This window comes from Streptomyces sp. OZ13, assembly GCF_052068155.1.
Lineage (GTDB): Bacteria > Actinomycetota > Actinomycetes > Streptomycetales > Streptomycetaceae > Streptomyces.
The window spans coordinates 26621-52553 of the sequence record NZ_JBQHCZ010000022.1; the positions used below are offsets into that span (position 1 = coordinate 26621).

At 72.3% G+C, this 25933-nt stretch carries 24 protein-coding genes; 13 read left to right on the forward strand and 11 right to left on the reverse strand.

Features of this window, described 5'->3' with window-relative positions; translation table 11 throughout:
• Window positions 1-53 precede the first annotated feature (53 nt).
• Together ACTMTU_RS32990 and ACTMTU_RS32995 are read right to left on the reverse strand one after the other, a co-directional pair.
• Window positions 54-1418 carry a hypothetical protein gene (locus tag ACTMTU_RS32990; protein WP_441267104.1) on the reverse strand — a complete coding sequence of 455 codons (1365 nt, stop codon included), beginning with the start codon at window positions 1416-1418 and terminating at the stop codon, window positions 54-56.
• Between the two features lie 278 nt (window positions 1419-1696).
• Window positions 1697-3049 carry a glutamine synthetase family protein gene (locus ACTMTU_RS32995; RefSeq protein WP_441267105.1) on the reverse strand — a complete coding sequence of 451 codons (1353 nt, stop codon included), beginning with the start codon at window positions 3047-3049 and terminating at the stop codon, window positions 1697-1699.
• 324 nt (window positions 3050-3373) lie between these two features.
• On the opposite strand from ACTMTU_RS32995, the gene ACTMTU_RS33000 reads away from it, so the two are divergent.
• On the forward strand, window positions 3374-3898 hold the full coding sequence (locus tag ACTMTU_RS33000) for a VOC family protein (RefSeq protein ID WP_441267106.1): 525 nt from the start codon (window positions 3374-3376) through the stop codon (window positions 3896-3898).
• A gap of 70 nt (window positions 3899-3968) precedes the next feature.
• Complete coding sequence (locus ACTMTU_RS33005) at window positions 3969-5117, forward strand: winged helix DNA-binding domain-containing protein (RefSeq protein ID WP_441267107.1); 1149 nt, start codon at window positions 3969-3971, stop codon at window positions 5115-5117.
• Window positions 5118-5154: 37 nt separating this feature from the next.
• Here ACTMTU_RS33005 and ACTMTU_RS33010 read toward each other — a convergent pair whose 3' ends face one another.
• The 3 genes from ACTMTU_RS33010 to ACTMTU_RS33020 form a co-directional block, all read right to left on the reverse strand.
• The gene (locus tag ACTMTU_RS33010) at window positions 5155-6444 is read right to left on the reverse strand and encodes an RNA polymerase sigma factor (RefSeq protein WP_441267108.1); all 1290 of its coding nucleotides are present in this window, start codon (window positions 6442-6444) and stop codon (window positions 5155-5157) included.
• A 5-nt stretch (window positions 6445-6449) separates the two neighbouring features.
• Window positions 6450-6800 (reverse strand): YciI family protein, encoded by a 351-nt coding sequence (locus ACTMTU_RS33015; RefSeq protein ID WP_441267109.1) that lies wholly within the window; start codon window positions 6798-6800, stop codon window positions 6450-6452.
• Between the two features lie 257 nt (window positions 6801-7057).
• On the reverse strand, window positions 7058-7810 hold the full coding sequence (locus tag ACTMTU_RS33020; protein WP_441267110.1) for an AraC family transcriptional regulator: 753 nt from the start codon (window positions 7808-7810) through the stop codon (window positions 7058-7060).
• A 54-nt stretch (window positions 7811-7864) separates the two neighbouring features.
• Here ACTMTU_RS33020 and ACTMTU_RS33025 point away from each other — a divergent pair, with 54 nt between their 5' ends.
• Window positions 7865-9082, forward strand: a complete 1218-nt coding sequence (locus tag ACTMTU_RS33025) for an MFS transporter (protein ID WP_441267111.1) — start codon at window positions 7865-7867, stop codon at window positions 9080-9082.
• A 61-nt stretch (window positions 9083-9143) separates the two neighbouring features.
• Here the strand turns inward: ACTMTU_RS33025 and ACTMTU_RS33030 are convergent, their stop codons facing one another.
• Complete coding sequence (locus tag ACTMTU_RS33030; RefSeq protein WP_441267112.1) at window positions 9144-9677, reverse strand: GNAT family N-acetyltransferase; 534 nt, start codon at window positions 9675-9677, stop codon at window positions 9144-9146.
• Between the two features lie 220 nt (window positions 9678-9897).
• Between ACTMTU_RS33030 and ACTMTU_RS33035 the strand changes: the two genes are divergently transcribed.
• A complete protein-coding gene (locus tag ACTMTU_RS33035) occupies window positions 9898-11301 on the forward strand; it encodes a DEAD/DEAH box helicase (protein WP_441267113.1) in 1404 nt (467 codons plus the stop codon).
• Between the two features lie 136 nt (window positions 11302-11437).
• Here ACTMTU_RS33035 and ctaD read toward each other — a convergent pair whose 3' ends face one another.
• Window positions 11438-13171, reverse strand: coding sequence for an aa3-type cytochrome oxidase subunit I (ctaD, locus tag ACTMTU_RS33040; RefSeq protein WP_441267114.1), 1734 nt, complete (start codon window positions 13169-13171; stop codon window positions 11438-11440).
• 229 nt (window positions 13172-13400) lie between these two features.
• Entirely contained in the window at window positions 13401-15029 is a 1629-nt protein-coding gene (locus tag ACTMTU_RS33045) for an alpha/beta hydrolase (RefSeq protein ID WP_441267115.1), read from the reverse strand.
• A 355-nt stretch (window positions 15030-15384) separates the two neighbouring features.
• On the opposite strand from ACTMTU_RS33045, the gene ACTMTU_RS33050 reads away from it, so the two are divergent.
• Complete coding sequence (locus tag ACTMTU_RS33050) at window positions 15385-16176, forward strand: class I SAM-dependent methyltransferase (protein ID WP_441267116.1); 792 nt, start codon at window positions 15385-15387, stop codon at window positions 16174-16176.
• 194 nt (window positions 16177-16370) lie between these two features.
• Here ACTMTU_RS33050 and ACTMTU_RS33055 read toward each other — a convergent pair whose 3' ends face one another.
• The gene (locus ACTMTU_RS33055) at window positions 16371-16979 is read right to left on the reverse strand and encodes a superoxide dismutase (protein WP_441267117.1); all 609 of its coding nucleotides are present in this window, start codon (window positions 16977-16979) and stop codon (window positions 16371-16373) included.
• A 475-nt stretch (window positions 16980-17454) separates the two neighbouring features.
• Between ACTMTU_RS33055 and ACTMTU_RS33060 the strand changes: the two genes are divergently transcribed.
• The 3 genes from ACTMTU_RS33060 (at window position 17455) to ACTMTU_RS33070 (ending at window position 19613) form a co-directional block, all read left to right on the forward strand.
• Window positions 17455-18075 carry a hypothetical protein gene (locus tag ACTMTU_RS33060; RefSeq protein WP_441267118.1) on the forward strand — a complete coding sequence of 207 codons (621 nt, stop codon included), beginning with the start codon at window positions 17455-17457 and terminating at the stop codon, window positions 18073-18075.
• A complete protein-coding gene (locus ACTMTU_RS33065) occupies window positions 18072-18725 on the forward strand; it encodes a helix-turn-helix transcriptional regulator (protein WP_441267175.1) in 654 nt (217 codons plus the stop codon). The genes ACTMTU_RS33060 and ACTMTU_RS33065 overlap by 4 nt, the downstream gene beginning before the upstream one ends.
• A 126-nt stretch (window positions 18726-18851) precedes the next feature.
• The gene (locus tag ACTMTU_RS33070; protein ID WP_441267119.1) at window positions 18852-19613 is read left to right on the forward strand and encodes a MerR family transcriptional regulator; all 762 of its coding nucleotides are present in this window, start codon (window positions 18852-18854) and stop codon (window positions 19611-19613) included.
• 188 nt (window positions 19614-19801) lie between these two features.
• Here the strand turns inward: ACTMTU_RS33070 and ACTMTU_RS33075 are convergent, their stop codons facing one another.
• Window positions 19802-20785 (reverse strand): alpha/beta fold hydrolase, encoded by a 984-nt coding sequence (locus ACTMTU_RS33075; RefSeq protein WP_441267120.1) that lies wholly within the window; start codon window positions 20783-20785, stop codon window positions 19802-19804.
• Window positions 20786-21038: 253 nt separating this feature from the next.
• Here ACTMTU_RS33075 and ACTMTU_RS33080 point away from each other — a divergent pair, with 253 nt between their 5' ends.
• Both ACTMTU_RS33080 and ACTMTU_RS33085 read left to right on the forward strand, forming a co-directional pair.
• Window positions 21039-21368 (forward strand): hypothetical protein, encoded by a 330-nt coding sequence (locus tag ACTMTU_RS33080; protein ID WP_441267121.1) that lies wholly within the window; start codon window positions 21039-21041, stop codon window positions 21366-21368.
• A gap of 45 nt (window positions 21369-21413) precedes the next feature.
• A complete protein-coding gene (locus ACTMTU_RS33085) occupies window positions 21414-21950 on the forward strand; it encodes a hypothetical protein (protein WP_441267122.1) in 537 nt (178 codons plus the stop codon).
• A gap of 26 nt (window positions 21951-21976) precedes the next feature.
• On the opposite strand, the gene ACTMTU_RS33090 is transcribed toward ACTMTU_RS33085, so the two are convergent.
• A complete protein-coding gene (locus tag ACTMTU_RS33090) occupies window positions 21977-22660 on the reverse strand; it encodes a class I SAM-dependent methyltransferase (protein ID WP_441267123.1) in 684 nt (227 codons plus the stop codon).
• Window positions 22661-23029: 369 nt separating this feature from the next.
• Here ACTMTU_RS33090 and rox point away from each other — a divergent pair, with 369 nt between their 5' ends.
• From rox to ACTMTU_RS33105, 3 genes are all read left to right on the forward strand, one after another.
• Window positions 23030-24481 carry a rifampin monooxygenase gene (gene rox, locus ACTMTU_RS33095; protein ID WP_441267124.1) on the forward strand — a complete coding sequence of 484 codons (1452 nt, stop codon included), beginning with the start codon at window positions 23030-23032 and terminating at the stop codon, window positions 24479-24481.
• Window positions 24482-25165: 684 nt separating this feature from the next.
• Window positions 25166-25591, forward strand: coding sequence for a DUF2267 domain-containing protein (locus tag ACTMTU_RS33100; RefSeq protein ID WP_441267125.1), 426 nt, complete (start codon window positions 25166-25168; stop codon window positions 25589-25591).
• A gap of 23 nt (window positions 25592-25614) precedes the next feature.
• The gene (locus ACTMTU_RS33105; RefSeq protein WP_441267176.1) at window positions 25615-25884 is read left to right on the forward strand and encodes a 4a-hydroxytetrahydrobiopterin dehydratase; all 270 of its coding nucleotides are present in this window, start codon (window positions 25615-25617) and stop codon (window positions 25882-25884) included.
• Window positions 25885-25933 lie beyond the last annotated feature (49 nt).

Below are 25933 nucleotides of genomic sequence, written 5' to 3' on the forward strand. Positions count from 1 at the left end.
CGGTCGCGCAGGGCCCCGGCGCGCTGTCAGAGGCGACGAGCGGTCGACCACGGTCAGTCGGCGCATTCCGGGACCGCGCCTTGCGGACTGCAGTTGTTCGGGACGTTCTTCACGACCTGGGTGCTCATCAGAGTGAGGGTGCCGGAGGCCTTGAAGATGCCTCCGCCGTCTCCGGCACGGTTGTGCTGGACGAGGTTCCTGTCCAGCGTGGTCGTTCCGACGGCGTGGTAGAGGCCACCGCCCTGAGCGGTGCCGTTCTCCGCACGCACGGTGTTGCGGAGGATCTTCGTGCGTGTGCTGGTCACGGTGCCGCCGTCGGGATTGTCGAGGCCGCCGCCCTGGGCCGTACCGTTCTCGGCCTCGGCGGTGTTGCCGGACACCCGGCTGTCCACCAGGTCGAGGATGCCGAAGGGGCCGTTCCTGATGCCGCCGCCGCGTGCGGTACCGCCGGGGGCGAGGGCCCGGTTGCCGGTGATGAGGGTGCGGGTGACGGTCAGCGGAGAGTTGCTGGCGATGGCGCCGCCCTGTGCGACACCGTTCGGGGCCTTGGACGTGTTGTTCCGGATGACGCTGTCGGTCACGTTCATCGAGGCGGGCGGAACAGCGCCGTTGGTCAGCGCGGCGCGCGCGAATCCGCCCTCGGCGACGGCCCGGTTGCCGGTGAGTGTGGTGTGGCTGATGTCCGTCTGCGCGAATCCGGCGAGACCGACGCCGAACGCGATGCTGTCGGTGTTCGGTGTGACGTGCACCGTGTTGTCGGACAGCCGGCTGCGGGTGAGCGTCAGCGGACCGTCGTTGGCGATGCCGGCTCCTGCCGCGGCGCCCGGCTCCGTTCCGGTGTGGACGGCCGTGTTGCCTTTGAACTCGGTGTTGCGCACGATCCCCGTGCCGGGGTTGTCGAGGCCGCCGCCCTGGGCGAAGAGCGCCGACTCGGCCCTGTTGTCGAGGAACTGACTGTCCGTCACTGTGATGATTCCGGCGTTGGAGATGCCACCGCCACAGACGAGACCGGGGAACTGCGGGCAGTCCGGAGCATCGCCGCCTCTGATCGTGGTCCGGGTGAGGGTCAGGTCACCGGCCGGCCCGACGAAGAGAATGCGGAACTTCTCGGTGGCCTTCCAGTCCCGGACGATCGTCGCCCCGCGCCCCTCGATCGTGATCTCGCTGCTGATCACGGGCAGCCCATTGCCCTGATGGACCGGATCCGGCGCCGTCAGCCGATACGTGCACCCACGCGCCAGCCGGAGCGTGTCCGCTCCCGGCGACGCGTTCGCCGCGTTGATCGCCGCGACGAGCGCCGGGACCGAGCAGCGGACGCGCACCGCTGCCTCGTCATCGGCGTGGGCGGCCGGGGCGGGGGCCGCCACCAGCGCCACCGCCACGAGGCCGACGACGGCCGGGACATACTGACGGGACATCGAGAACTCCTCTTGAGCACCGGCGGGTCGGCCTCCGGTGCAGGCACACCGGCGCGGATCCAGCCGAACATGTGCGGCCGCCGCCGGCTCTCCGGCTTGATCCGTACGGGGCGGACCCACGCCCGTACGGAGGCAGGGCGAGGTGTGGAGGATGCGACGGTTTCGCGGCACTCCGCTCCCCCGATGCGGCGATCAGGTCGACGGGCAGGTGGAGCGCCCGCAGCGGGCCGGCCGCCCGGCGACCTCGGGTGCCGTCGGTCCGGCTCGACCGGCGCCCGTCACCAGCGCCATCGAGTGGCCTCGGCGAGCGCTTCCGGACTGTGCTCGGCCAGGGCCTCCGCCTCGGCGCGCCGAACAGCCAGCACTGCCCCGTACAACGCCTCCCCGAGTGCCGCGCGCAGCGTTCCGCTCCGTTCGAAGTGGGTGAGCGCCTCGCCGAGCGAGGTCGGCAGCCGCTCCTGGTCGCCGCGGCCGGCGGGGTCGCCGCTCACGGGGGCGGGCAGCGCGGGGCCGCCGTCGTCGAGGCCCTGAAGACCCACCGCGATGACGGACCCGACCAGGAGATAGGGGTTCGCCGCGGCGTCGAAGGGCTTGAGCTCGGCGTGCCCGCCCTCGAGGTCGTCGGGCTCGCCGAGCACCAGACGCAGCGCGGCCTCGCGGTTCTCGATGCCCCAGCAGCGGTGGACACCCGCCCAATGGGAGGGAATCAGGCGCAGATAACTGGCAGGGGAAGGGGCGCCGATGGCGCAGAGGGCGGGCATGGCGTCCAGGACGGCGCCGAGGAAGATGTTCGCCGTGGCAGCGAGGCCGTGGGCGGCGGTGGGGTCACGGTGCAGGTTCCGCCCGTTCTGGCGCAGGCTCAGGTGCAGGTGGCAGCCGTTGCCGACCTGGCGGGCGACGACCACCGGCGCGAAGGCGGCACGCAGGCCGTGTGCCAGGCTGACCGCCCGTACGCTCTCGCGGACGAGGACGAGCTCGTCGGCGGCACGGACGGGGTCGGCCGGTACGGTGGAGACCTCGAACTGGCCCGGTGAGTACTCGGGATGGAGCTGCAGGACCTCGATACCTTGCGCGGCGAGCGTGTCGTGGACCGCCAGCAGATAGTCCGACAGCTCGGCCACCCGGGTCAGTCCGTAGGCGGGACCCCGGCCGGCATGGCCTTCGGTGCCGTCGTCCTTGAGGACCACCCATTCGGTCTCGAAGCCCATCCGCATTTCCAGGCCTTGCGCTTCGGCCAGCCGTACCATGCGCCGGGCGAACTGCCGTTGGCACGCCGGATACGGGAGGCCGTTCTGGTCATAGCGGTCGGCCGGGGCCCAGGCCCAGCCCGGCTGCGCCGCCAGGATCGTGAGCCGCTCCAGGTCGGGCAGGAGCCGCAGGTCGCCGTCGGGGCCGCCGATGTGCGGGGAGGTGGCGACGGCGTCGTCCGAGGTGTAGACGTCGAACACCGGGGACATGCCGACGCCGCGGTGCGCCGCCTGCGGCAGTCTGCTGGTGGGCACTGTCTTGACCCGGCTGACGCCCGCGTTGTCGACCCAGCTGATCGCGACGGCCCGTACGCCTTCGGCGGCAAGCCGCGCCGCTTCGTGGCGGGCCGACAACCGCCGCTCGTCCCGTTCTGCCGCTTCCACCGAACGCCTCCTCACACCGCGCGGTGTCCATCGCTGGGACACCCGCGTTCATGGTTGCCGATTCGCGCTCCCCGGCCCCGTCTCATGCGCGAGCCGCGCGTCGCACCGCGCGCATGCGCGACGGGGTGACGGTCGCGGCCCGGACGGCTGCCGGCTCGTCCGTTGCTCGCGCACCGTGGGTCGGCGTCCGTCCGGTCGCGTCCGGGGTCGCGTCGCGGGAGGCGCGTAGGGGCCGGTACGTCCCGCGGGCATTTAGGACGGAATCTGACCTGTTCGGGTTCTACGGTCGTCATGTCATGCAGGACCGGACGAGAGGACAGGCCGATGCACCGCACTGTGCCCGAGGGATATACGAGTGTCGCGCCGTGGGTGGTCACCGATGACACCGGCGCGCTGCTCGACTTCATCACGGCCGCGTTCGGGGGTGAGGAGCTCGCGCGGGTGCCGGTCGAGGACGGCACCATCGGTCACGGTGAGATCCGTGTCGGCGACACTGTCGTGCTCGCCTTCGACCGGCGGCCCGACTGGCCCGTGATGCCGTCACTGCTGCGGATCTACGTCCCCGACGCGGATGCCGCCATGGCCGCCGCCGTTGCCCACGGGGCACGAGTGGTCACCGAGGTCGTCGACAGTGCGTGGGGCGACCGTGGCGCCAGGGTGCGGGATCCGTTCGGCAACATTTGGTGGGTGACGAGCCGGACCGAGGACGTCGCACCGGACGTGGCCTGGCAGCGGATGTCCGAGCCGAAGTACGCCGAGTCGATGCGCATCGCCCAGGAGACCCTGGACGCGGAACTCAGCGGGCGGGAGTCGGGGGTGGCCAGTGCCCCGCAGCGCCCGGCCCGTTGAGCCCTTCGTCCCGCCCGGCCCGAAGTTTTCCGCCTGGCCGGGCGGCGGCCGCACCCGGCACAATCCCCGCATGAAGATCACCGCGCGCGGGCTCAACCGTGCCACTCTCGCACGGCAGTTGCTCCTCGGCCGTGAGCCGCTCGGCGTGGCGGAGGGGGTGCGGCGGGTGGTCGCCCTGCAGGCGCAGCAGCCCGTTTCGCCGTACATCGCCCTGTGGAACAGGCTGAGCGGCTTCGACGCGTCGGCGCTCGACGCGTCGGTGGCCGGTCTGCGGACGGTGAAGGCGACGCTGATGCGGCTGACCCTGCACGCGGTCCGTGCCGAGGACTACCGGACGTTCCGTGAGGCGATGGAGCCGACGCTGCGCGGCTCCCGGCTCGGCGACTCCCGGTTCACGGCATCCGGGCTCAGCGCGGACGACGCCGGTGAACTGGTCGCGGATGTGCTGGAGTTCGCCGACCGGCCGCGGACGGTGGCCGAGATAGGGGGCCTGATCGAGGAGCGGCTGGGCGCGCCGATGGAGTCGGCGGCGCAGCGGATGCTGCGCCAGTACGTGCCGCTGTGGCACGCGCCGACGGGAGGGCCGTGGTCGTTCGGTACGCGGCCGTCGTACGTGGCGGCGGGTGAGCGGCCGGTGCTGGCGGATCCGGATGTGGCCGCGGGGAGTCTGCGGGAGCTGGTGCGGCGCTACTTGGAGGGTTTCGGGCCGGCGTCGGTGGCGGACATGGCGCAGTTCGCGATGGTGCAGCGGGCCCGTATCAGGGCGGCGGTGCGTTCGCTGGACGGTGGGCTCGTGCAGGTGGAGGGGCCTGACGGAACGGTGCTGTACGACGTTCCCGGTGGGCTGCTTCCGGCGGAGGATGTTCCGGCGCCGCCGAGGCTGATGGCGATGTGGGACAGCGTCCTGCTGGCCTATGCCGACCGGAGCCGTGTCGTCCCGCCCGAGTGGCGCAGGCACGTGACGCGGGTGAACGGTGACGTGCTGCCCACGCTGCTGGTCGACGGTTATGTCGCCGGTGTGTGGCGTGCGGTGGAGGGCGGGATCGAGGCCACGGCCTTCCGTCCGCTTCCCGGTCATGTGTGGGAGCAGCTGGGCGGGGAGGCCGCGTCGCTCGTCGCGTTCCTCGCCCCTCGTGACCCGGCGGCCTACCGGCGCTTCGACCACTGGTGGGTCAAGGGGCTGCCGGCGGCCGAGGTCCGGCTGCTTGCGGGTGGGTGAGCCGGGGAGCGTCTCGAACGCCGTCGCAGCCGGGGGGTCATGGGTGGGTGGTGGTGTCCGGGCCGGCCTGTTCGACGGCGTCCAGTCTGCGGCGCAGGTGGGCGCGTTCGGGTTCGGTGCCGGCGAGTTCGAGTGCCTGCCGGTAGGCCGCCGCGGCTTCGGGGAGTCTGCCGAGGCGTTGGAGGAGGTCGGCGCGGGCGGCCGGGTAGGGGTGGTGGCCGCGTAGCCGCTCGTCGTCCGCCAGGTCGTCGAGCAGCGCCAGGCCCGCTTCGGGGCCGTCGCGCATGGCCACGGCGGCGGCCCGGTTCAGGGCGACGACCGGGGAGGGGGTGAGGGTGAGCAGGACGTCGTAGAGGGCGACGATCTGCGGCCAGTCGGTGGTCGTGAGGTCGGCTGCCTCGTCGTGCAGGGCGGCGATCGCGGCCTGCACGCCGTAGGGGCCCGGTGGGCCGCCGGCCAGGGCCGGGGGGACGAGGGCCAGGCCTTCGTCGATCATTGGGCGGTCCCAGCGATCGCGGTCCTGGTCCTCGAGGAGGACGAGTTCGCCGTCGGGGCCGGTGCGGGCGGCGCGGCGGGCGTGGACCAGGAGCATGAGGGCGAGCAGTCCGGTGACTTCTCGTTCGGCGGGCAGCAGCCGGTGCAGGATGCGGGCGAGGCGGACGGCTTCCTCGGCGAGGTCGAGCCGTTGGAGTCGGGGGCCGGAGCTGGCGGTGTAGCCCTCGGTGAAGATGGAGTAGAGGACCTGGAGGACGCCGGGCAGGCGTGCGGGCAGTTCGTCGGCGCCGGGTACCCGGAACGGGATGCGGGCCTCGCGGATCTTCTTCTTCGCCCGCACGATCCGCTGGGCCATCGTGGCGGGCGGTACGAGGTAGGCGCGGGCGACCTCGGGTGTCGTCAGTCCGGCCAGGCAGCGCAGGGTGAGGGCTCCGCGGGCCTCGGGCAGCAGGGCGGGGTGGGTGCAGGTGAAGAACAACTGGAGCCGTTCGTCGGGCAGTTCACTGTCCGTGACGCCGGTGTCGGGGGCGGGGGCGGGGCCGGCCCGGTCCGCGTCCACCTGGAGGACGGCGAGGCGGGCGGCGTACGCCTGGTCGCGGCGGAGCCGGTCGACGGCCTTGCGCCGGGCCGTGGTCAGCAGCCAGGCGCCGGGCTTGTCCGGCACGCCCTGGACCGGCCAGTGCACCAGCGCCGCCTCGACCGCCTCGGAGGCGACTTCCTCCGCGAGGTCCAGATCCCCGAACCGGCGCACGAGGGAGGCGAGCAGCCGGCCGTGTTCCTCGCGGAACACCGCTTCGACCGCCCTGTCCGTGCCGGCCGCCCGCGCCTCCATCGCTGTCAGGCCCCGAAGTCGGCGACCGGTCGCACCACGACGGATCCGCTGCCGCGTGCTCCGGGGCAGCGGGCGGCCCAGTCGAGGGCGATGTCGAGGTCCGGTACGTCGATGACGTAGAAGCCGCCGAGGACTTCGCGGGTCTCTGCGAACGGCCCGTCGGTGACGGTCCGTTCGCCGTCGGCGCCGACCTGGACCCTGGTGGCGGTGACCAGGTCGGCCAGCGATTCGCCCGAGACGAGGATGCCGGCGTCGCGTACGGCCTTGTCGTAGGCCATCCAGTCCTCGACGGTGCATTCGGCGGCACCGCCGTTCGCGTCGGTCGCGCCGCTGTTGATCAGCATCATGTACTTCATGGTCGAACTCCCTCAGGGGCTGTCGTCTTCTCGTGCGGCGGGTGCCGCACATGATGACGACGAACGGGGCAGGGCCGTATCGACACGGTCCCCTCATTTTCTTCCGGCTTTCTTGGCGACCTTGCCGGCTGCTTCGTGTGGCGGGCCGGTCGCGGGGTCCGTGAGGCGGCGGGTGCGGGTCCAGTACGAGCGGGCGGCGACGGTCAGGGCTCGCGGTGCGGCCGGCCTTGGCGAGGGGGTGCGGTGCCGGGCCGGGGTCAGTGGGGCCGGTGGCGGTGGTGTGTGCCGGGGGGGTGGCCGAAGGTCCGGCGGAAGACGTCGATGAACGCGCTGGCGGACGACCAGCCGCACCGGTGCGCCACGGTGGTCACGGGGGTGTTGTGCGCGAGCAGGACCAGTGCGTGGTGCAGGCGCAGCTGGGTGCGCCACTGCGGGAAGGTCATGGCGAGGTCGGACTTGAACAGCCGGGACAGGGTGCGGTCGCTCGCGCCGACGGTCCTGCCCAGTGCGGCCAGGGTGCGGTTGTCGGCGGGGTCGGCGCGCAGCAGGTCGCACAGTTCCCTCAGCAGGGGGGAGGTGGGTGTGGGCAGGTGGAGCGGTTGCTGGGGCGAGGCCCGTAGTCGGTCCAGGAGTACGGCGCGCAGGCGGGTGCGTTCGGGGCTGTCGTCGAGTGGGGGGCGGGTGTGGGCGAGGATGAGTTCGCGGAGCAGGGGGGCGACCGCGAGCACGGTCGGCCGGTCGAGGCCGAGGGGGTTGTCGGTGGCGGGCAGGCCGACGAGGTGCAGTTCCAGGTCGCCGTGGGCCTGGTGGGCGTGGACGGTGCCGGCCGGGATCCAGATGGCGCGGGTGGCGGGTGCCACCCAGGTGCCGGTGCCGGTCGTGACGGTCAGCACTCCTCGCCCCGCGTAGACGATCTGGTGGTCGTCGTGCTGGTGGGCGTCGATCCGGGTCCCGGTGGCCAGGCTCTGGGTCCGGGTGGGAGCGACCGGCTGGTGGCGGATCTGCGGCATCGGCGGGCAGTTTATTGGAAGTACGACAGCCGGTGTGCCGTCGACGATGGTGGCGTGCGGAAGAAGTCGGTGGTCCTGCTGTCGGTCGGGCATGCCTGCGTGGACGTGTACCAGGGCGCGGTGGCGTCGCTCGTGCCGTTCTTCGTGGCCGAGCGTGCCTACAGTTACGCGGCGGTGTCCGGCATCGTGCTTGCCGCGTCGGTGCTGTCGTCGGTGGCCCAGCCGGTGTTCGGGGTGCTGACCGACCGGTGGGCGATGCCGTGGCTGCTGCCGGTGAGCACGCTGGTGGGCGGGGTGGGTATCGCCGGGAGCGGTGTGAGCGGCTCCTACGGGTGGACGCTGGTGTTCGTGGCGGTGTCGGGGCTGGGGGTGGCCGCCTATCATCCGGAGGCTGCTCGGGTCGCGCGGCTCGCCTGCCGGGGCAGTCACAAGGGGATGGGCTGGTTCTCCCTCGGCGGGAACCTCGGCTTCGCGCTCGCGCCCCTCATGGTCACCGCGGTCGTCGCCGGTGCAGGGCTGCGGCTGTCGCCGCTGCTCGTGGTGCCGGCTCTCGTCGGCAGCGTGCTGTGCCTGCCGGTGCTGAAGGCGCTGGAGAAGGACGGGAGTGTGCGTTGCGGCCCGGTGGCGGCGAGGGGGGCCGACGACCGGGTGTCGTTCGTGAAGCTGTCGCTGGCGGTGATCTGCCGGTCGGTCGTCTTCGTCGGTCTGAGCACCTTCATCGCGCTGTATGCGCGGCAGCGCACGGGAGGCGGTGCGGCGGCGGGCACCGCGGCGCTGTTCGTGCTCTATCTCGGCGGCGCGGTGGGCTCCGTGGTGGGCGGGCACCTGGCCGAGCGCTGGGACCGGGTCGTCGTCTCCCGCTGGTCGTACCTGGCCACGGCCGTCGCGGTCGCGGGGATCGTCACCGCCCCGGGGCCGGTGCTCTACGTGTTCGTGGCGCTGGCGTCGGCCGGTCTGTATGTGCCGTTCTCGCTGCAGGTCACCCTCGGTCAGGACTATCTGCCGTCGCGGGTCGGTACCGCCGGCGGGATCACCCTCGGTCTCACCGTCAGTGCCGGCGGTCTGGCCGGCCCTTTCATCGGGCGGCTCGCCGATGCGACGTCCCTGCGGACGGCGCTGGCTCCGCTGGTCGTGATGCCCGTGCTGAGCTGGTTGCTGCTGCGCACCCTGCCGGAACCCGCGGTGCCGCGGCGCGTCACGGCGACGGCGGGGCAGGCCGGGGAGGGGACGGAGGCGGCGGGGCGGGGGCGGGGTGACGCGGGGCGGGGGTGACGCACGGCGGCGCCCGGCGGATCGGGGGCCCGGCGAGGGCGGCGCCGGGCGCCCGGCGGGCTCAGGCCTGGAATTCGGTGAGGTCGATGCTGTGGACGCGCAGCGGAAAGCCGTACTCGGGGTGCACCGTCTCGCGCTCGAGCACCATGCCGAGCTTGCGGATGACGTTCTCGGACGCGTCGTCCCCGGCGCGGCTGATGCTGATGACGCGGTCGAGTCCGCGGTCCTGGAGCGCGAACTCGAGCGTCGCCTGGGCGGCTTCGGAGGCGTATCCCTGGCCCCAGAACTGGGAGCCGAGGCGCCAGCTGATCGCCACGGCGGGCATCACTTCCGGCAGGAACTCGGGCACGGACAGTCCGGTGAAGCCGGCCAGTTCGCCGGAGGCGAGCAGTTCGACGGCGAAGAGGCCGAAGCCCTCCTCGTCCCATTCCTCTTCCCACTGCTCGATCGCCTCGGCGGTGCGCTCGAGATCGTGCGGGGAGGAATCGTCGACCCAGCGCATGACCTGGGGGTCCGCGTTGATGTCCGCCATCGGTACGAGGTCGTCGTCGTCCCAGCGGCGGAGGATGAGGCGGGGGGTGCGGATCTCGGTCATGGGTGCTCATCCTGCCGGAGGCAGGGGGGTCACCGTTAATCGGTGCCCGTGCCGGTCTGCGGGGGCCGCGGTGCGGGGCCGGCGCCGGGCGGGGTGGGCGGGCCCGGCCGGGTGGGTGGCGTCTGGGTAAAATGGGGTCACGCTTCGTCGTTCCGGGGGCCCGTACCAAGGGGTGCGGGCCCCGGCTCGTTCCGGGCGCCAGACCACGGAAGGGTCCCCCATGAATGCGAAGCCGTCAGCCGCCGGGCGCCTCGGTGCCGGCAAGACCCGGCCGGCGGCCGTGCAGGGTGAGCTTTCCGCGGTGACGCTGACGCCCGGTTCGCCGCCCGCGCAGTCCTTCGCCGAACTGGGCCTGCCCCCGGAAGTGGCGCGGGTGATGGCCGGCTCCGGGGTGACGGAACCGTTCCCGATCCAGGCGGCCACCCTGCCCGACGCGCTGGCCGGCCGGGACATCCTCGGCCGTGCGCGGACCGGGTCCGGCAAGACTCTCGCCTTCGGGCTGGCCCTGCTCACCCGTACCGCGGGCCGGCGTGCCGAGCCGAAGCGGCCGCTGGGGCTGGTCCTGGTGCCGACCCGGGAACTGGCGCAGCAGGTGAGTGACGTGCTGGCCCCGTACGCGTCGGCGCTGGGGCTGCGGCTTGCGACGGTGGTCGGCGGGTTGTCGATCGGGCGGCAGGCGACGGGGCTGCGGGCCGGCGCCGAGGTGGTCGTCGCGACCCCGGGCCGGCTGGCCGACCTGGTGGGGCGCCGGGACTGCCACCTGGACCAGGTGCGGATCACGGTGCTGGACGAGGCGGACCAGATGTGCGACATGGGGTTCCTGCCCCAGGTGTCGGAGCTGTTGGACCAGGTGCGGCCGGGCGGGCAGCGCATGCTGTTCTCGGCCACCCTCGACCGCAACATCGATCTTCTGGTGGGCCGCTACCTCCATGACCCGGTGCTCGCGACGGTCGACCGGGCGGCGGGCGCGGTGACCACGATGGAGCACCATGTGCTGAACATCCATCCGGCGGACAAGTACGCCACGGCCACGGAGATCGCCGCCCGGGACGGGCGGGTGCTGATGTTCCTGGACACCAAGCACGCGGTCGACCAGTTCACCCGCCATCTGCGCGGCAGTGGGATCCGGGCGGCCGCGCTGCACAGCGGGAAGTCGCAGCCGCAGCGCACGCACACGCTCGCCCAGTTCAAGAGCGGTGAGGTCACCGTGCTGGTGGCCACCAACGTGGCGGCGCGGGGCATTCATGTCGACGCGCTCGACCTTGTCGTCAACGTCGACCCGCCCGCCGACCCCAAGGACTATCTCCACCGGGGCGGCCGTACGGCGCGTGCGGGTGAGTCGGGCCGGGTGGTCACCCTGGTCACGCCCGGTCAGCGGCGTGAGGTGAACCGGATGATGTCCGATGCCGGGATCCGGCCGGTGGTCACCCAGGTGCGTTCCGGCGAGGAGAAGCTGACGGGCATCACGGGGGCGAAGCGGCCGCCTGTCGCCGACAAGTCCGCCGGCGGCAACGCGCCGTTCCGGGGTCTGGGCGCCCGGGCCCCGAAGGAGTCGCGCAGGACGGCCGAGGCCCGGGGTCTCGCGGAGGCCCGTAAGGCGGCCCGGGTCCGCAGAGGCCGCTGACGGCTCTTCAGCAGCAACTGCGGTCGCAGGAAGAGCGGTTCTCGTTCCTGTGACCGCCCTTCGGCGCTCCCGCTTTCGCTCGGCGGGGTTCCCCAGTGCCGGGTGCTCGCACCCGCCGTGAGGTGCGGGATGCGTCTCATTCTTCTGTGCTGTTCTCGTCCCGGCTCAGAGGTGCCACGCCCTTGCCCGGTTCGACGACGTCGCGCCGGCCGGTGGTTTCGGCCGCGTCGAGCTGGGTGACGGCAGGGTGGTGGAGGTCGAAGGCGGGCGACTCGGAACGGATCCGGGGCAGCGTGGTGAAGTTGTGCCGCGGCGGGGGGCACGAGGTGGCCCACTCCAGGGAACGGCCGTAGCCCCAGGGGTCGTCGACGTCGATGCGCTTGCCGCTCCTGGCCGTCTTCCAGACGTTGTAGAAGAAGGGGAGCGTGGAGGCGCCCAGGAGGAACGCTCCGATGCTGGAGAGGGTGTTGAGGGCGGTGAAGCCGTCGGCGGCGAGGTAGTCGGCGTAGCGCCGCGGCATGCCTTCGGCGCCGAGCCAGTGCTGGACGAGGAACGTGGTGTGGAAGCCGGTGAACAGCGTCCAGAAGTGGATCTTGCCGAGGCGTTCGTCGAGCATCGTGCCGGTCATCTTGGGCCACCAGAAGTGGAAGCCGGCGAACATGGCGAACACGACGGTGCCGAAGACGACGTAGTGGAAGTGGGCCACGACGAAGTAGCTGTCGGTGATGTGGAAGTCGAGCGGCGGCGAGGCGAGGATGATGCCGGTCAGGCCGCCGAAGAGGAACGTGACGAGAAAGCCGACGGACCACAGCATCGGCGTCTCGAAGGACAGCGACCCCCGCCACATGGTGCCGATCCAGTTGAAGAACTTCACCCCGGTGGGCACCGCGATGAGGAACGTCATGAAGGAGAAGAACGGCAGCAGGACCGCGCCGGTCGCGAACATGTGATGGGCCCACACGGTCACCGACAGGCCCGTGATCGCGATGGTCGCCCCGATCAGGCCGACGTAGCCGAAGATCGGTTTGCGGGAGAAGACGGGGAGGATCTCCGTGACGATGCCGAAGAACGGCAGGGCGATGATATAGACCTCGGGGTGGCCGAAGAACCAGAAGAGGTGCTGCCAGAGGAGCGGGCCGCCGTTCTCGGGGTTGAACACCTGTGCGCCGAAACGCCGGTCGGCCTCCAGGACCAGCAGCGCGGCCGCGAGGACGGGGAAGGCGAAGAGCACCAGGACCGAGGTGAACAGGATGTTCCAGGTGAAGATCGGCATCCGGAACATCGTCATTCCCGGGGCGCGCAGGCAGATGATCGTCGTGATGAAGTTGACCGCGCCGAGGATCGTGCCGAACCCGGACAGCGCCAGGCCCATGATCCACAGGTCGCCGCCGACGTAGGGTGAGCGCTCGCCGCCGCTGAGCGGTGTGTAGGCGGTCCAGCCGAAGTCGGCGGCGCCCTGGGGGGTGAACAGGCTGCTCAGCACGATCAGTCCGCCGAAGAAGAACAGCCAGAACGACAGCATGTTCAGCCGTGGGAACGCCACGTCGGGAGAGCCGATCTGCAACGGCATGACGGCGTTGGCGAAACCCGCGAAGGTGGGCGTCGCGAACAGCAGCAGCATGATGGTGCCGTGCATGGTGAACGTCTGGTTGTACTGCTCGTTCGAGAGGATCTGGATGCCCGGCCGGGCCAGTTCCGCACGGAGCAGCAGGGCCATCACCCCGGCGACGATGAAGAACAGGAACGACGCGACCAGGTAGAGGTGCCCGATCTTCTTGTGATCCGTGGTCGTCAGCCACACGATGACGACCTGGCCCCGCGTGCGGCCCTTCACGGGAACGGGCGCCGGCGTGCGGGTGGATGTGACCATGTGTGTGACCCCCGGGCGGTTCTGGCGGTTCCTTCGTGCGCGGTTCGGAAAGCGGTGGAGTGCCCAGCCAACGCGATGCCACACGTAAAGCCGCGAAGCCGCGCCCGGGGCATGCGGACATGCCCTCTGCCGGGTCAGCGGGGCTTGGACCGGCGGATGGCCCCGGAGATCTGCAGAGGGCACGTGCGCCCTTGTGGAGGGAGAATCCGCGCCGGCGTGCCGTGCCGGGCTACTTGCCTTGCGGCAGCGGCTCCGCCTCGCACACCGCGCCGCTCCCCGGGAGCTTCCCGTCGAGCAGATACGCGTTGACGGCGCTCTGCACGCACGCGTTCCCGCTGTCGTAGGCGCCGTGGCCCTCGCCCTTGTAGGTGAGTTCGAAGCCCACTCCCTTGCCGAGCTGCTCCGCCATGCGGGCGGCGCCCTCGTAGGGGGTGGCGGGGTCCCCGGTGTTGCCGACCAGCAGGATCGGCGGCGCGCCGGGCGCGCTCACCTCGGGGTGTTCGGCCTCTCCCGGCACCGGCCAGCCGTCGCAGGCGAGTGTGCCCCACGCCAGGGCGGGCCCGAACAGGAGCGACGTCTCGACGAACTGGGGCATCTTCGCCTCCACGTCCGCCACGGTGTAGCGGTCGCTGGAGTCGTCGCAGGTGATGGCTCTGAAGGCGTCGTCCTCGTTGCTCTCGTCGTCGTTGCCGGCGGTGTCGCCGCCGGCGCCGCGCTGCCCCAGCTCCTCCGCCAGGTCCAGCAGGATGTCGCCGTTGCCGCCGGCGGCAGCTTCCAGGCCCACCAGGAGGGCGGGCCAGAACTCCTGCCGGTAGAGCGCACTGATGATGGCACCGGTGAGCTTGTTGCCGTCGAGTTCACTGCCGTCGGAGGTGGGGAGCGGAGCGTCGTCGAGGTCGGCCTCGAGCTCCACGGTGGTGTCCACGATCTCCTCGCCGCTGTCGCCGAGCGTGCAGCCCTGCTCGGCGCACCAGGCGGCGAAGTGCTCGAAGGCGAGCTGGAACCCTCCGGCCTGCCCGAGGGCTTGCTCCATCATGTTGCGGGTGGGGTCGACGACGCCGTCCAGAACGGCCCGGCCGACGTTCTTCGGGAACAGGTGGGCGTACACGCCGCCGAGCTGGGTGCCGTACGAGATCCCGAAGTAGTGGAGCTTCTTGTCGCCGAGGACGTGCCGCATCAGGTCCATGTCCCGGGCGGCCTCGGTGGTACCGACGTGCGGGAGGATGTCGCCGGAGTTCTTCTTGCACGCCGCGGCCGTCTCGCGGTTGAACGCGACCAGCGCGTTGTTCTCGTCGCCGCCGTCGTCGGGGGTGTCGTCCACCTCGTCGTCGTCGGCGGCGCCGGCGTCCAGGCAGCGCACGCCCCGGCTGTTGCCGACGCCGCGCGGGTCGAAGCTGACCAGGTCGTACCGGGAGCGGAGCTTCTCGTAGTCGGGGGCGAGGCCGGGCAGGGTGGCGACTCCCGATTCCCCGGGGCCGCCGAAGTTGAAGAGGAGCGAACCGATCCGGTCGCCGGCGCCGGCGCTGGAGCGGGCCCGGATCAGCGCGATGCCCATCGACTCCCCCGAGGGCTTCCGCCAGTCCAGCGGCGCCTGCAGGGTGGTGCACTGCCACCGGGTGCCGTCCGGCAGGGGCTCGGGTGCCCTGCCGCCGCCCTGGACGGGCGAGGGCGCCGGGCAGTCCTTCCAGTCCAGGGACTGCTGCCGGAACCGGCCCGTGGCCTGTCCGTCGGCCGCTGTGCCGCCGCGGCCGCCCTGGTCGCCGTCCTGTGCCGCCGGCGTACAGGCCGTCAGGGAGCAGGAGAGCAGGGTGGCGGTGGACAGCAGGACAGCGGCGGACATCGCTCGTGTGGACGGCATGGCTTCACCCTCTGGCGGCCCTGCCGGAGACGCACGGCACGGCGTCCGTTCGGGGGCCGTGCGCGGGCCTCCGTGGAGGCGGCGCCCTGTGCGGGCCGGGGTTCGCCGCGAGCGGGTCAGCGCGGGAGTTCGCCGAGCGGTACGCGCAAGGGTTCGAGAACCTGCTCGGCCGGCCGGTGCGGCGTTCCGGTCCTGGCGGCGTGCAGCGGGAGCGCGCACCGCCTGCGGCAGAAGGACGGCCGGGGCGTCGGGTCCCGGGTGGAGTGTGTGCCGAACGGGTGAGCCCGCGGCCATCGGGGCCGCCCGTGGTTAGCATCCGGGAAGGGGGACGCCCACCGATGGCACGGAGGCCGTCATGCCGCAACGACCCGCATCCCGCCTGTCGACGAACCGGTCGAGCCTCGGCCACAAGGCGCAGTACGCGCTGCGGCATCCGCAACGCGTGCTGCCCTACCTGCGCCGGGCGGGCCGGGACACATGGCTGCGGCTGCGCCACCGCGGCGGCCACGTCGCCTATTACCGGGCGGTGATGGCCTCCGACACCGCGAGGAGCCCGGAGGCGGCGGTCGGAGGCGGGCCCTCGCACGACCGCTGGCTCGCCATCGGGCAGATGCAGTTCGACTACCTGCGCGAGCACGGGCTGAAGCCGCAGGACCGGATGCTGGAGATCGGCTGCGGCAATCTGCGGGCCGGCTGGCGGTTCATCGACCATCTGGAGCCCGGCCACTACTACGGGATCGACATCTCCCCCGACATTCTCATCGAGGCCAAGAAGACCCTCGTCCGCTACGGGCTCCAGCACAAGCTTCCGTATCTGACGCCCGTCGACAACCTGACGCTGGACTTCCTCCCCGACGCCGCGTTCACGGTCGTGCACGCGCACAGCGTCTTCTCGCACTCGACGCTGGAGATCATCGACGAATGCCTGGCGAACGTGGGGCGGGTGCTCGCACCGGGCGGATTCTTCGACTTCACCTACGACCGCACCGAGACGCGCGAGCACCAGGTACTGGGCGAGGACTTCTACTACCGCACCCAGACGCTGGTCCGGCTGGCCGCCCGGCACGGCCTCACCGCCCGCTTCATGGACGACTGGGAACAACTGCCGCACGGCCAGTCGAAACTGCGGGTCACCCACGCCGCGTGAGCGGCGCCGCGCCGCGTGAGCGGCGCCGCGCCGCGTGAACGAGGCCGGTCCGCGTGAACGAGACCGCACCGCGCCGAACGAGGCCGCGCCGCTCCCCCGGTGGCCGGTGCCGACCGGCGGTGCGGGACGGCGGCGCCGGGCGGCTGCGGAGGCGGACGCGGGTACGGTGCGGTCGCGCGCGGCCCGCGTGAAGGTCAGGCGCCGGCCGCTGCCGCGTAACGGGCGGCGACATCCTCCCAGTTGACCAGGTCCCACAGCTTGGTGACGTAGTCCGGGCGGACGTTCTTGTACTGCAGGTAGTAGGCGTGCTCCCAGGCGTCGAAGACCAGCAGCGGGGTGCTGCCCAGGCCCACGTTGCCGTGGTGGTCGTAGACCTGCTCTACGATCAGGCGGCGGCCGAGCGGCTCCCAGGCCAGCACGCCCCAGCCGGACCCCTGCACCGAGGTGGTGGCGACTGTGAGCTGCTTCCTGAACGCCTCGAAGCCGCCGAGGTGTTCGTCGATGGCGTCGGCGAGGGCGCCTACGGGGCGGTCGCCGCCGTCCGGGGAGAGGTTCTGCCAGAAGATCGAGTGCAGGGCGTGCCCGGAGAGGTTGAAGGCGAAGGTCTTCTCCAGGCCCACCAGCCCGGTGGGGGTGATCAGGTCCTTCTCCCGGGCCTCGGCGAGCTGTTCCAGGGTGTCGTTGGCGCCCTTGACGTAGGCGGCGTGGTGCTTGGCGTGGTGCAGCTCCAGGATCTCCGGCGTGATGGCCGGGGCGAGCGCGGAGTAGTCGTACGGCAGGTCGGGAAGCGCGTAGGTGCCCATCAGGCACGTCCCCTTTCGTTCCGTGTGGGTGATCGTCCAGGGACACCCAACCTCTATTGCACATTACTTGCAACAACGTATCTGGTGCATCAATATGGCCAGGGGCGGGGTCGACACGTCAGCTTTCGGCGGTGCGGCATTCGACGTGCTGCCGTTCCTCCCGAGAGGTGATCGTCTTCTCGCCGGCGCCCGCCGGACGCCGACCCCGCCCCCCGGCGTGCACGGCATCCGTCCGGGTTCACGCCGACCCGGCAGCGGCCCGGCGCGGGGCGCCCGCCGCCGGGACCTGCGCGCCTCGTCGCGCCGGTCCGCGCGACCTGAGAGCGACCACGGGTCCGCCGAACGGCCGAGGCCGGCGCGGGGAGTTGCCGCTCAGGGCCGATGGCCCGGGAGGGGACGGCGTGAAGGATGTGATACGTCGCAACACACCGACTCCCGGGAGATCACCGTGCTTTCTCCGTCACCACGCAGGACCGTGGCCGTGCTGACCGCGGCCGTCGCAGCGCTCGCCGTGAGCGGCGCCTCCAGCGCCTCGGGGGCCTCCGACGCCTCCGCCGGGGGCCGTGGAACGCCGTCGTACGCGAGTGTCACCGGCCGTGCGGATTTCGTGCTGCCCTACCACCAGGACGACGACGTCCGCTCGTTCAGCTTCGACGCGGTCGCCGCTCCGTACAGCCGGCCGCTGCCCGGGATACCCACGGGTCTGCCCACCGACGCCCGGGGAACGGTCAGGATCTCGCACTACTCGGCCGCGCGGGACGTCACCTACACGGCCGAGGGGCGGGTGGACTGCCTGGTCACCGGTCCCCGTTCGGCGACACTGACGGCGGTCATCACCGAGGTGGGTCCCGGCGGCCCCCTCGACATCGGCCGGCGGCTCGGATTCAGCGTCTACGACGGGGGCAAGGACGGCAAGAACCGCTCCGGCGACCGTGTGGGCTTCTCGTGGAACGGCGTGAATCTGCTGCCGGGCGGTGCGACCGCCCCCGAGGATGCCCCTGTCGGTACGTGCATGGCGCCGGCGCCGTACGCCCCGGTGACCAAGGGCGGCTACACGGTCGTGCACGCCGAACTGCCGCCCCCGGCACGCCCCTGATCTGCCCGCGCGGCGGGCCCGGGGCCCCGGCCGTTCCGGGGCCGGGACCGGTCAGCCGTGACGAGGCCGCCGAAGCTCTCGGCCTGGCCCGGCAGACGGCCGCCTTCCACCTGGACCGCCTGGCCGACGAATCACTGCTCGACGTCGTCTACGAGCGGCGCAGCGGACGCACCGGTCCCGGGGCGGGCAGGCCCGCCAAGCTGTACAAGCGCTCGGCCAAGCAGGTCGCCGTCAGCCTGCCCGAGCGACACTACGAACTGGCCGGGCGGCTCCTCGCGCAGGCCGTGGAGGCGTCCGAGGCCACCGGCGAACCGGTCAGGACCGTCCTGCACCGCGAAGCGCACCGGCTCGGCGCACAGCTCGCCGGGCAGGACACCACGGACGTGCTCGACCTGCTGGAACGGTACGGATTCGAGCCCCGCCACGACGGGGACGCCGTCGTTCTGGGCAACTGTCCCTTCCACGCGCTCGCCCGCGAACACACCGAGACGGTGTGCGGCATGAACCTCCACCTGCTGCGCGGCGTGCTCCAAGGGCTCGGCGAGGACGGCCTCCAGGCGTGCCTGGCGCCCGCCCCCGGCCAGTGCTGCGTCCGCCTGGAGCCGGCGCCCGCCCCGTCCACGGAGCCTTCTCCCCGGGCCGGGCGCTGACCGTCCGACCGCACAGGGCCGAAGCCGGGTTCGGACGATGGGTTGCAGTTGCCGCTGCGGCAGCTTCTACCGTCCTGACCAGGGCCGGAGAAACCGGCCCGGTGACGCACTCGTGAGGGAGCGGCGATGGAATGGCCGATCGCGGAGGTGGCCCGGATGTCGGGCGTGACCGCCCGGACCCTGCGGCACTACGACGAGATCGGTCTGCTGCCTCCGGCCCGGATCGGTGCGGGTGGCCACCGCTACTACGAGGAGCACCAGCTCCTGCTGCTGCAGCAGATCCTCGTACTGCGGGCCCTGGGCGTCGGGCTGCCCGAGATCGGCCGGATCCTGGCCGAGCAGGTCGACGAGGTGGAAGCCCTGCGCGGCCACCACCGGCGGCTGCTCGCCGAGCGGGACCGGCTCGACGCACTGGCCGGCACCGTCTCCCGCACGATCGCCGAACTGGAACAGTCCAGGAAGGACGGCAGACACATGACCGCCATCAACCGACCGGAGAACCTGTTCGAGGGCGTGCAGCCCTCCCAGTACGGACAGAACATGCGCGACTTCCCCGAACTCGCCGAGGATGTCGGCCGGCGGGCCGCCACGATGAGCCAGGCCGAGGCGGAGGCGGGGCATCGCGAGCGCACGGCGCAGATGATCCGGCTGGCCGAGCTCATGGCCGCCGGCAACCCGGTCGACGCCGAACCCGTGCAGGCCGAGATCGACGCCCAGTACCGGGCGCTGTCGGAACTGCGCGCCGTCTCTGCCGACGAGTACCGCGCGATCGGGCGCTCCTGCGTGGACAACGACGCCTGGCGCGCCGCGTACGAGGCGATCGCCCCGGGCCTGGCCGCCTACCAGCGTGACGCCATCGAGGCGTACGCGACGTCCGAGCTCGGCTGAACCACGACAGAGCCGCCGCCGGGGGACGAACCCCGGTGGCGGCTTTCGTCGGTTCGCCGAGGCCCGTAGCGGAACATCGGGGCTCGCGCCTCGGCGGGGTCGGGTGCCGGTCGGCGCCGTCCCGGCCGGCGCTCCGCGACAGCCATGACCGTCCGGCCGTACCTCGGCAGCCGTACGGACCGCAGACGTCAGGCGGGCAGTGCGGCGAGCCAGCCGGTCAGGAGCCGGTTGACCTCGGTGGGGCGTTCCTGCTGGATCCAGTGGCCGCAGCCGTCGAGGAGATGTGAGGAGACCAGGCCGGGCAGCGTGGTGGGGTAGGCGTCGATCGCGTCGGCCATCCACACGGTGGAGGCGTCCAGGGCGCCGCCGATGAACAGGGACGGCTGGGTGAGGGGCGCGCCGTCGAAGGCTGCGAGGTCCTCCCAGTCCCGGTCCATGTTCCGGTAGCGGTTCAGTGCCGGGCCCAGGCCGGTCCGCTCGAACTCGCCCGCGTAGACGTCGAGATCGTCCTCGCCGAGCCAGCCGGGCAGCGGGCCCGCGGGGAACCGGGCGCGCAGCGTCCCGCCCCTGCTCACGAAGTGGGGGTCCGGGGCGCCGGGTGCGGGCATGGTGTCGGCGGACAGCGCGGCGTAGAAGCCGGCGAGCCAGCCGCGTACGTCGGGTTCGATCTCGGCCTCCGCACGGCCCGGCTGCTGGAAGTAGGAGACGTAGAACTCCTCCTCCCCGCCCATCCGGGCGAAGACGTCACCGGGCCGCGGACCGCCGCGGGGGGCGTAGGGCACGCTGAGCAGGCCCACCGCGCGGAAGACGTCCGGCCGGAGCAGGGCGGAGTTCGCGGCGATGTTCGCCCCCCAGTCGTGTCCGACGATCACTGCGGACCGCTCACCGAGGGCGTGCACCACCGCGGCGTTGTCCTCCACCAGGTGGACCATCCGGTACGCGTCCGTGGCGGCGGGCTTGGACGAACGGCCGTAGCCGCGGACGTCGACGGCGACCGCGCGGTATCCGGCAGCGGCCAGCGCCGGCAGTTGGTGACGCCAGGAGTACCAGGATTCCGGGAAGCCGTGCACGAGCAGCACCAGCGGGCCGCTCCCCTGCTCCACCAGGTGGATCCGGCCCGCAGGCGAGGGGACCAGTCGGTGGGTGGCGTCGGTGGCCTGCTGCTGCGGCATGAGTCCTCCACGGGTCTCCGGTGTGCGCGCCCGGCCTTCGGGTCCGCGGGCGCACGGCTCTTCGCCGATCATGCGGCGTTCGTGTCGGGCGCGGCCAGCCGTGTTGCCGCTTCGGCAAATCGGCGGCGGCCCGCCGGTCGTTGCGGCGGCATTCCTGGCGTGCGGGCCGGGCGCAGGCCGTGCTGTTTTCGAACTGCTCGCGCTGCTCGTACAGTTCGCGGGATCCGCAGGATCCGCAGGGAAGGGCGTGGCGATGGCACTGGCCAGGAAGGGGGCGCGGCGCATCACCGTCGACGGCGCCGTCTACCGCTGGAGGGTGCGCGGAAGGCCGACGTACGGCCAGGGAATGGTGTGGTCCCCCCTCACGTACGCGGTGGAGCTCGCGGACGGTCCGGGCGCGATCCTGGTGGTCACGACCGGTCAGCCGCATCCGGGCAACTGGGTGGGAAGAACGGCCGCGCCGCTCCTGCCCTCGCACGTCGCCGACGGCATTCGCACCGCCCGCGCCGGCGGTTGGACGCCCGGGGCAGCCGGCTCGCCGTTCCTTCTCGACCGGTCACAGGGTTTCATACCGTTCCGCTGACCCGTCTGCCGAGGGAGTCTTGTCCATGACCAGGAGCGAGGATCGTTGAGCACCGGCGCGGGCCAGGAGCAGCCGGGGCCGGATCTCTGCGGGTGGAGCTTCGAACGGCTTCGGGCGACGGCCGTGAACGAGCACGGCAGGCACCTTGAGGCCGTGCGTCTCGTCGCGCAGGAGCGTGCCTACTACAGCGACGAACCCGCGGATGCCCGTCGGCAGTGGGCCAAGGTCTCCCTGCTGGCGAACCGGCGTGCGCACGGTGACAGCCCGGAGGATCGGACACGTGCGGCCACGCAGGACTTCATGCTCCGGATGTGGGTCATCGACCATCTCGGTCCCGACGACGATCCCGACTGGAGCCCGGACACACTGGCGTCCGACACGCTCGATGCCTTGCGTCTGACGCCCTCACAGGCCGATGCGCTCGCCGTCGGCCGGCGTGAATCGGCCATCGGGCAGACCCGCGAGCTGCGGCGGCACAAGAACCTGACGGCTCATCTGGCCGGACTCGCCGGCTATCTGGAGCCCGGCCCGACGCGGGACCTGCTACTCGCCTGGGTCGAGGTCCGCTCTCGCCTCCCCTGAGGCGGGTGGTGCCGCGTCCGGCCGCGTCAACTTGCGGGGGTGCCGGGCGTGTTCGGGGGTGCGGGCTTTCGGGCGAGGAAGGTGGCGACCGTTCTCTTCGTTCCTTCGCCGGGCGGCTGCACCAGTTGCGCGGTGATCTCGAGGCCGGCCGCCTCCAGCAGTTCGGCGGTCCGGTCCGGCGGGGTCAGGTAGGACTCGTAGGTCACCGGGCGGCCGCCGTACGCCTGTGTCGGGCGCAGATGTTCTCCGGTTCCGGCATGGCCGGCCAGCATCAGGCAGCCGCCGGGGGCGAGCGTGCGACGGAACTCGCCGAACACGACCGGCAGCAGCTCCGGTGGCGTGTGGTGGACGGAGTAGTAGGCCAGGATGCCGCCGAGTTCGTCGTCGTCGATCTCCAGCGCGGTCATCGACCCGACGGTGAAACTCAGTTCCGGGTACGCCTGACGGGCCAGCTCGACCATCGCGGGCGACAGGTCGATGCCGAACGCGGACACCCCCAGTCCGGCCAGGTGCGCGGTCACCCGGCCGGGACCGCATCCCACGTCCGCGACGGGCCCGCGGCCGGCCGTCCGTATCTCCTCGGCGAACGCCGCCAGCACGGCGCGTGACAGCGGGTCCAACTCGGCCGGGAACTTGACCTGTCGGGCGTATTCGGCGGCGACGGTGTCGTACGACTCCCGGACGGCCGTGAGGTAGGAGAGGTCGGTCACGGGCGTGACTCTAGAGCTGCCGCTTTCGGGGACCCGTCGCCGGGGCTGGCTTTGCCGTGCGCAGCGGCCAAGCAAAGGGAAAGGCAAGGAGGTTACTCACTCCTTGCCACTCTCAACGTATAGCGCGCCGGGGGGCTTGCGGCAAGGCCCGGGGCGTACCGCAGAATGATCGACCTGGGCCGGAACCTGCGAAAATGACTGATTCGCGATGCATGCGGGCTTTTGTTGCTGTTCGGGTTGCGCGGGTGCCGAACCGCCGGTGGGACTCGCGGTGCGGTGGGGGGCTCGGTGCGCAGGTGCGGGAGTTGTGTGCCGCCGGCCGCGCGGGCTGATGACCGGAATCCAATCTCGTTGAATGGGCGTTCTCTTGTGATTGACGTGATCGTGGTCGGCGGCGGACCGACCGGCTTGATGCTGGCCTGCGAGCTGCGGCTGCACGGCGTGCACGTGGTCGTGCTGGAAAGGTTGGCCGAGCCGACCCGGGAGGGCCGCGGGCAGGGTCTGCACACGCGCAGCGTCGAGGTGATGGACCAGCGCGGTCTGCTGGACCGGTTCCTCGCGGTCAGTGAGAAATTCCAGGTCGGCGGCCTGTTCGGCGGCATCGTCAAGCCGTGGCCGGACGGGCTGGACACGGCGCACCCGTACGGCGTCGCCACCCCGCAGCCGGTCACCGAGCGACTGCTGGGCGAGCGTGCCGTCGAGCTGGGCGTGGAGATCCGGCGCGGCTGCGAGGTGGTGGGGGTGAGCCAGGACGGGGACGGGGTGAGTGTCGAACTGGCTGAGGGGGGTGCCCGCGCCGGCGGGGGCGGTACGCGCCTGCGCTCGCGTTACCTCGTCGGGTGCGACGGCGGCCGCAGCGTGGTGCGCAAGCAGCTCGGTGTGGGTTTCCCCGGCGAGCCCGCCACGGTCGAGACGCTGCTGGGCGAGATGGTGCTGACCGAGGATCCGGCGACGATCGCCGCCGTCGTGGAGGAGGTCCGCAGGACCCAGCTGCGGTTCGGGGCCCTTCCCCTCGGGGAGGGGGTGTACCGCGTCGTCGTGCCGGCCGACGGCGTGTCCGAGGACCGTACGAGCGGGCCGACCCTGGAGGAGTTCCGGCGGCAGCTGCGGGCCGTCGCCGGCACCGACTTCGGCGCGCACTCGCCGCGCCGGCTGTCCCGGTTCGGTGACGCCACCCGGCAGGCCGAGCGCTATCGGGTCGGCCGGGTGCTGCTGGCGGGCGACGCGGCGCACATCCACCCGCCGACCGGCGGGCAGGGGCTCAACCTCGGTGTCCAGGACGCGTTCAATCTCGGCTGGAAGCTGGCCGCCGAGGTCGACGGCTGGGCGCCGGAGGGCCTGCTGGACAGCTACCACGCCGAGCGGCACCCGGTGGGCGCCCGGGTGCTGGACAACACCCGCGCGCAGATCACGCTGCTGGGGACCGATCCGGGTGCGACCGCGCTGCGGGAGCTGTTCACGAGGCTGATGGACTTCGAGGAGGTGAACCGGTACGTGACCGGGATGATCACCGCGGTCGAGGTCCGCTACGACTTCGGCGAGGGTCATGAACTGCTCGGCCGGCGGATGCGGGACGTGCGGCTGACGCGGGGGCGCCTCTACGAGCTGATGCACGAGGGCCGCGGGCTGCTGCTCGACGGGACGGGCCGGCTGTCGGTGGAGGGCTGGGCGGACCGGGTCGACCATGTCGTCGACGTCGGCGAGGAACTGGACGTGCCGGCGGTGCTGCTGCGGCCGGACGGGCATGTGGCGTGGGTCGGTGAGGACCAGCGGGATCTGCTCAGCCGGCTGCCCGTGTGGTTCGGCGCTGCCGCCGGCTGAGGGCGGGGCGCGGCGGCCGGGGGCGCGCGGGGCGCGGCGGCCGGCTGAGCGCGGGGCGCGGCCCGGGAGGGCACGCGGGCTCGTGGTCCGGCTGAGCGTCGCGCGGGCTGGTGTTCTGTGCGGGCCGGGAGACGGGAGCGTCTCCGGCCCGGGTCGGCGCGGTCCGGTGCCGTGCCTCCCGCTCTGGGTGCCGTGCCGCCGGGGCCGGTCCGGTCACTGTCCGCTGTGGTCGTATCACGGTGCGGTCGGGCGTGAGGGCGCGTCGGGTGGCCGGGGCCGGTGGGGCGGGTGGTGCGGTTGCCGGGAACAACCCGGGATGGTTTACCGTTCATCTGTATGTGGTCGCGGAGGGGACAGTGTCCCCGGGCCTCACCTGTAGCCCATGGGGAAGATCGTTCGGCTGAAGCCCTGTGGAGCCCTCGCCGAGAGGCGACCGCCCTCCGTGTCCACCCTGTACCGATCCCGGCTGGTCCCCCCCGTCCAGCCGGGATCTTCCTTTTCCCGGGGCCGCCGCCTTCGCGGAAGGCCCGGCCCGGAGCCGGATTCCGGAGGGCCGGAGGGCGGGCGCCGGAGGGCGGGCGCCGGAGGGCGGAGGCGCGCGGGCGGGCGGGACGGCAGGAGCCGTGTAGCGGGTGCGCCGACGGGTACTGGGGCAGGGCACGACCGGCCCCCTCGGGAGACGTGATGATCACTCACGAGCACCTGACCGAAGAAGTCCGTCGCATGGCGGCCCTCCCGGACACCGACGCGGCCACCCGGGTGACCAGGGTCGTCCTGGGCGCTTTGAGCCACCGGCTCGAGATGCCGCAGCGCCGGCATCTGCGACAGGCCCTGCCGGGCCCGGAGCAGGACGCCGCGTATGCCACCGTTCCCCCGTCGGGGGACGGGGTCACCGACCTGCTCGCCGAGGCCGGCCGTCATCTCGAGGTGCCGCCGGAGCGGGCCCTCCTCCTCGCCCAGGCGGTGCTGGCCGAGATCGCCGAGGCCGACCCGGCCCTGGGGCGGGAGCTGCGCGACCACTTGCCGGGCGACTACGCCCCGCTGTTCTCGCCCCGCCGGCCACCTACCCGGAGCGCAGGCACTCCGCGACCGATGCCCCCGCGCCCCTGACGTCCGCGGAGCTGGCCGCCGAGCTGGGCCGCCGGCCCGCGTGGAGCGGCGACACCGGCCGTCTGACCCGGACCGTGGCCCTGCCGGAGGACCGGCTTCCCCCGCTGGTCGACGCCGTGCGCCGGGCCGGGGCGGACCTGAGTCACCGGGCGGACTGGGAGCTGACCGGGGACGGCGTCGTCTTCAGCCTCCGCACCCGTTCCGTGGATGCCGTCACCCGGCTCGACCTGGAACTCGCGGACCGGATCGACGCCGCGGTGGAGGCCGTGGGGTCCGGCGGCCGTCCCGGATGACCCGTACCGGCCGCCCGCCGGGCCCTTCGCGCCCGCGCGGCGGGCCGGA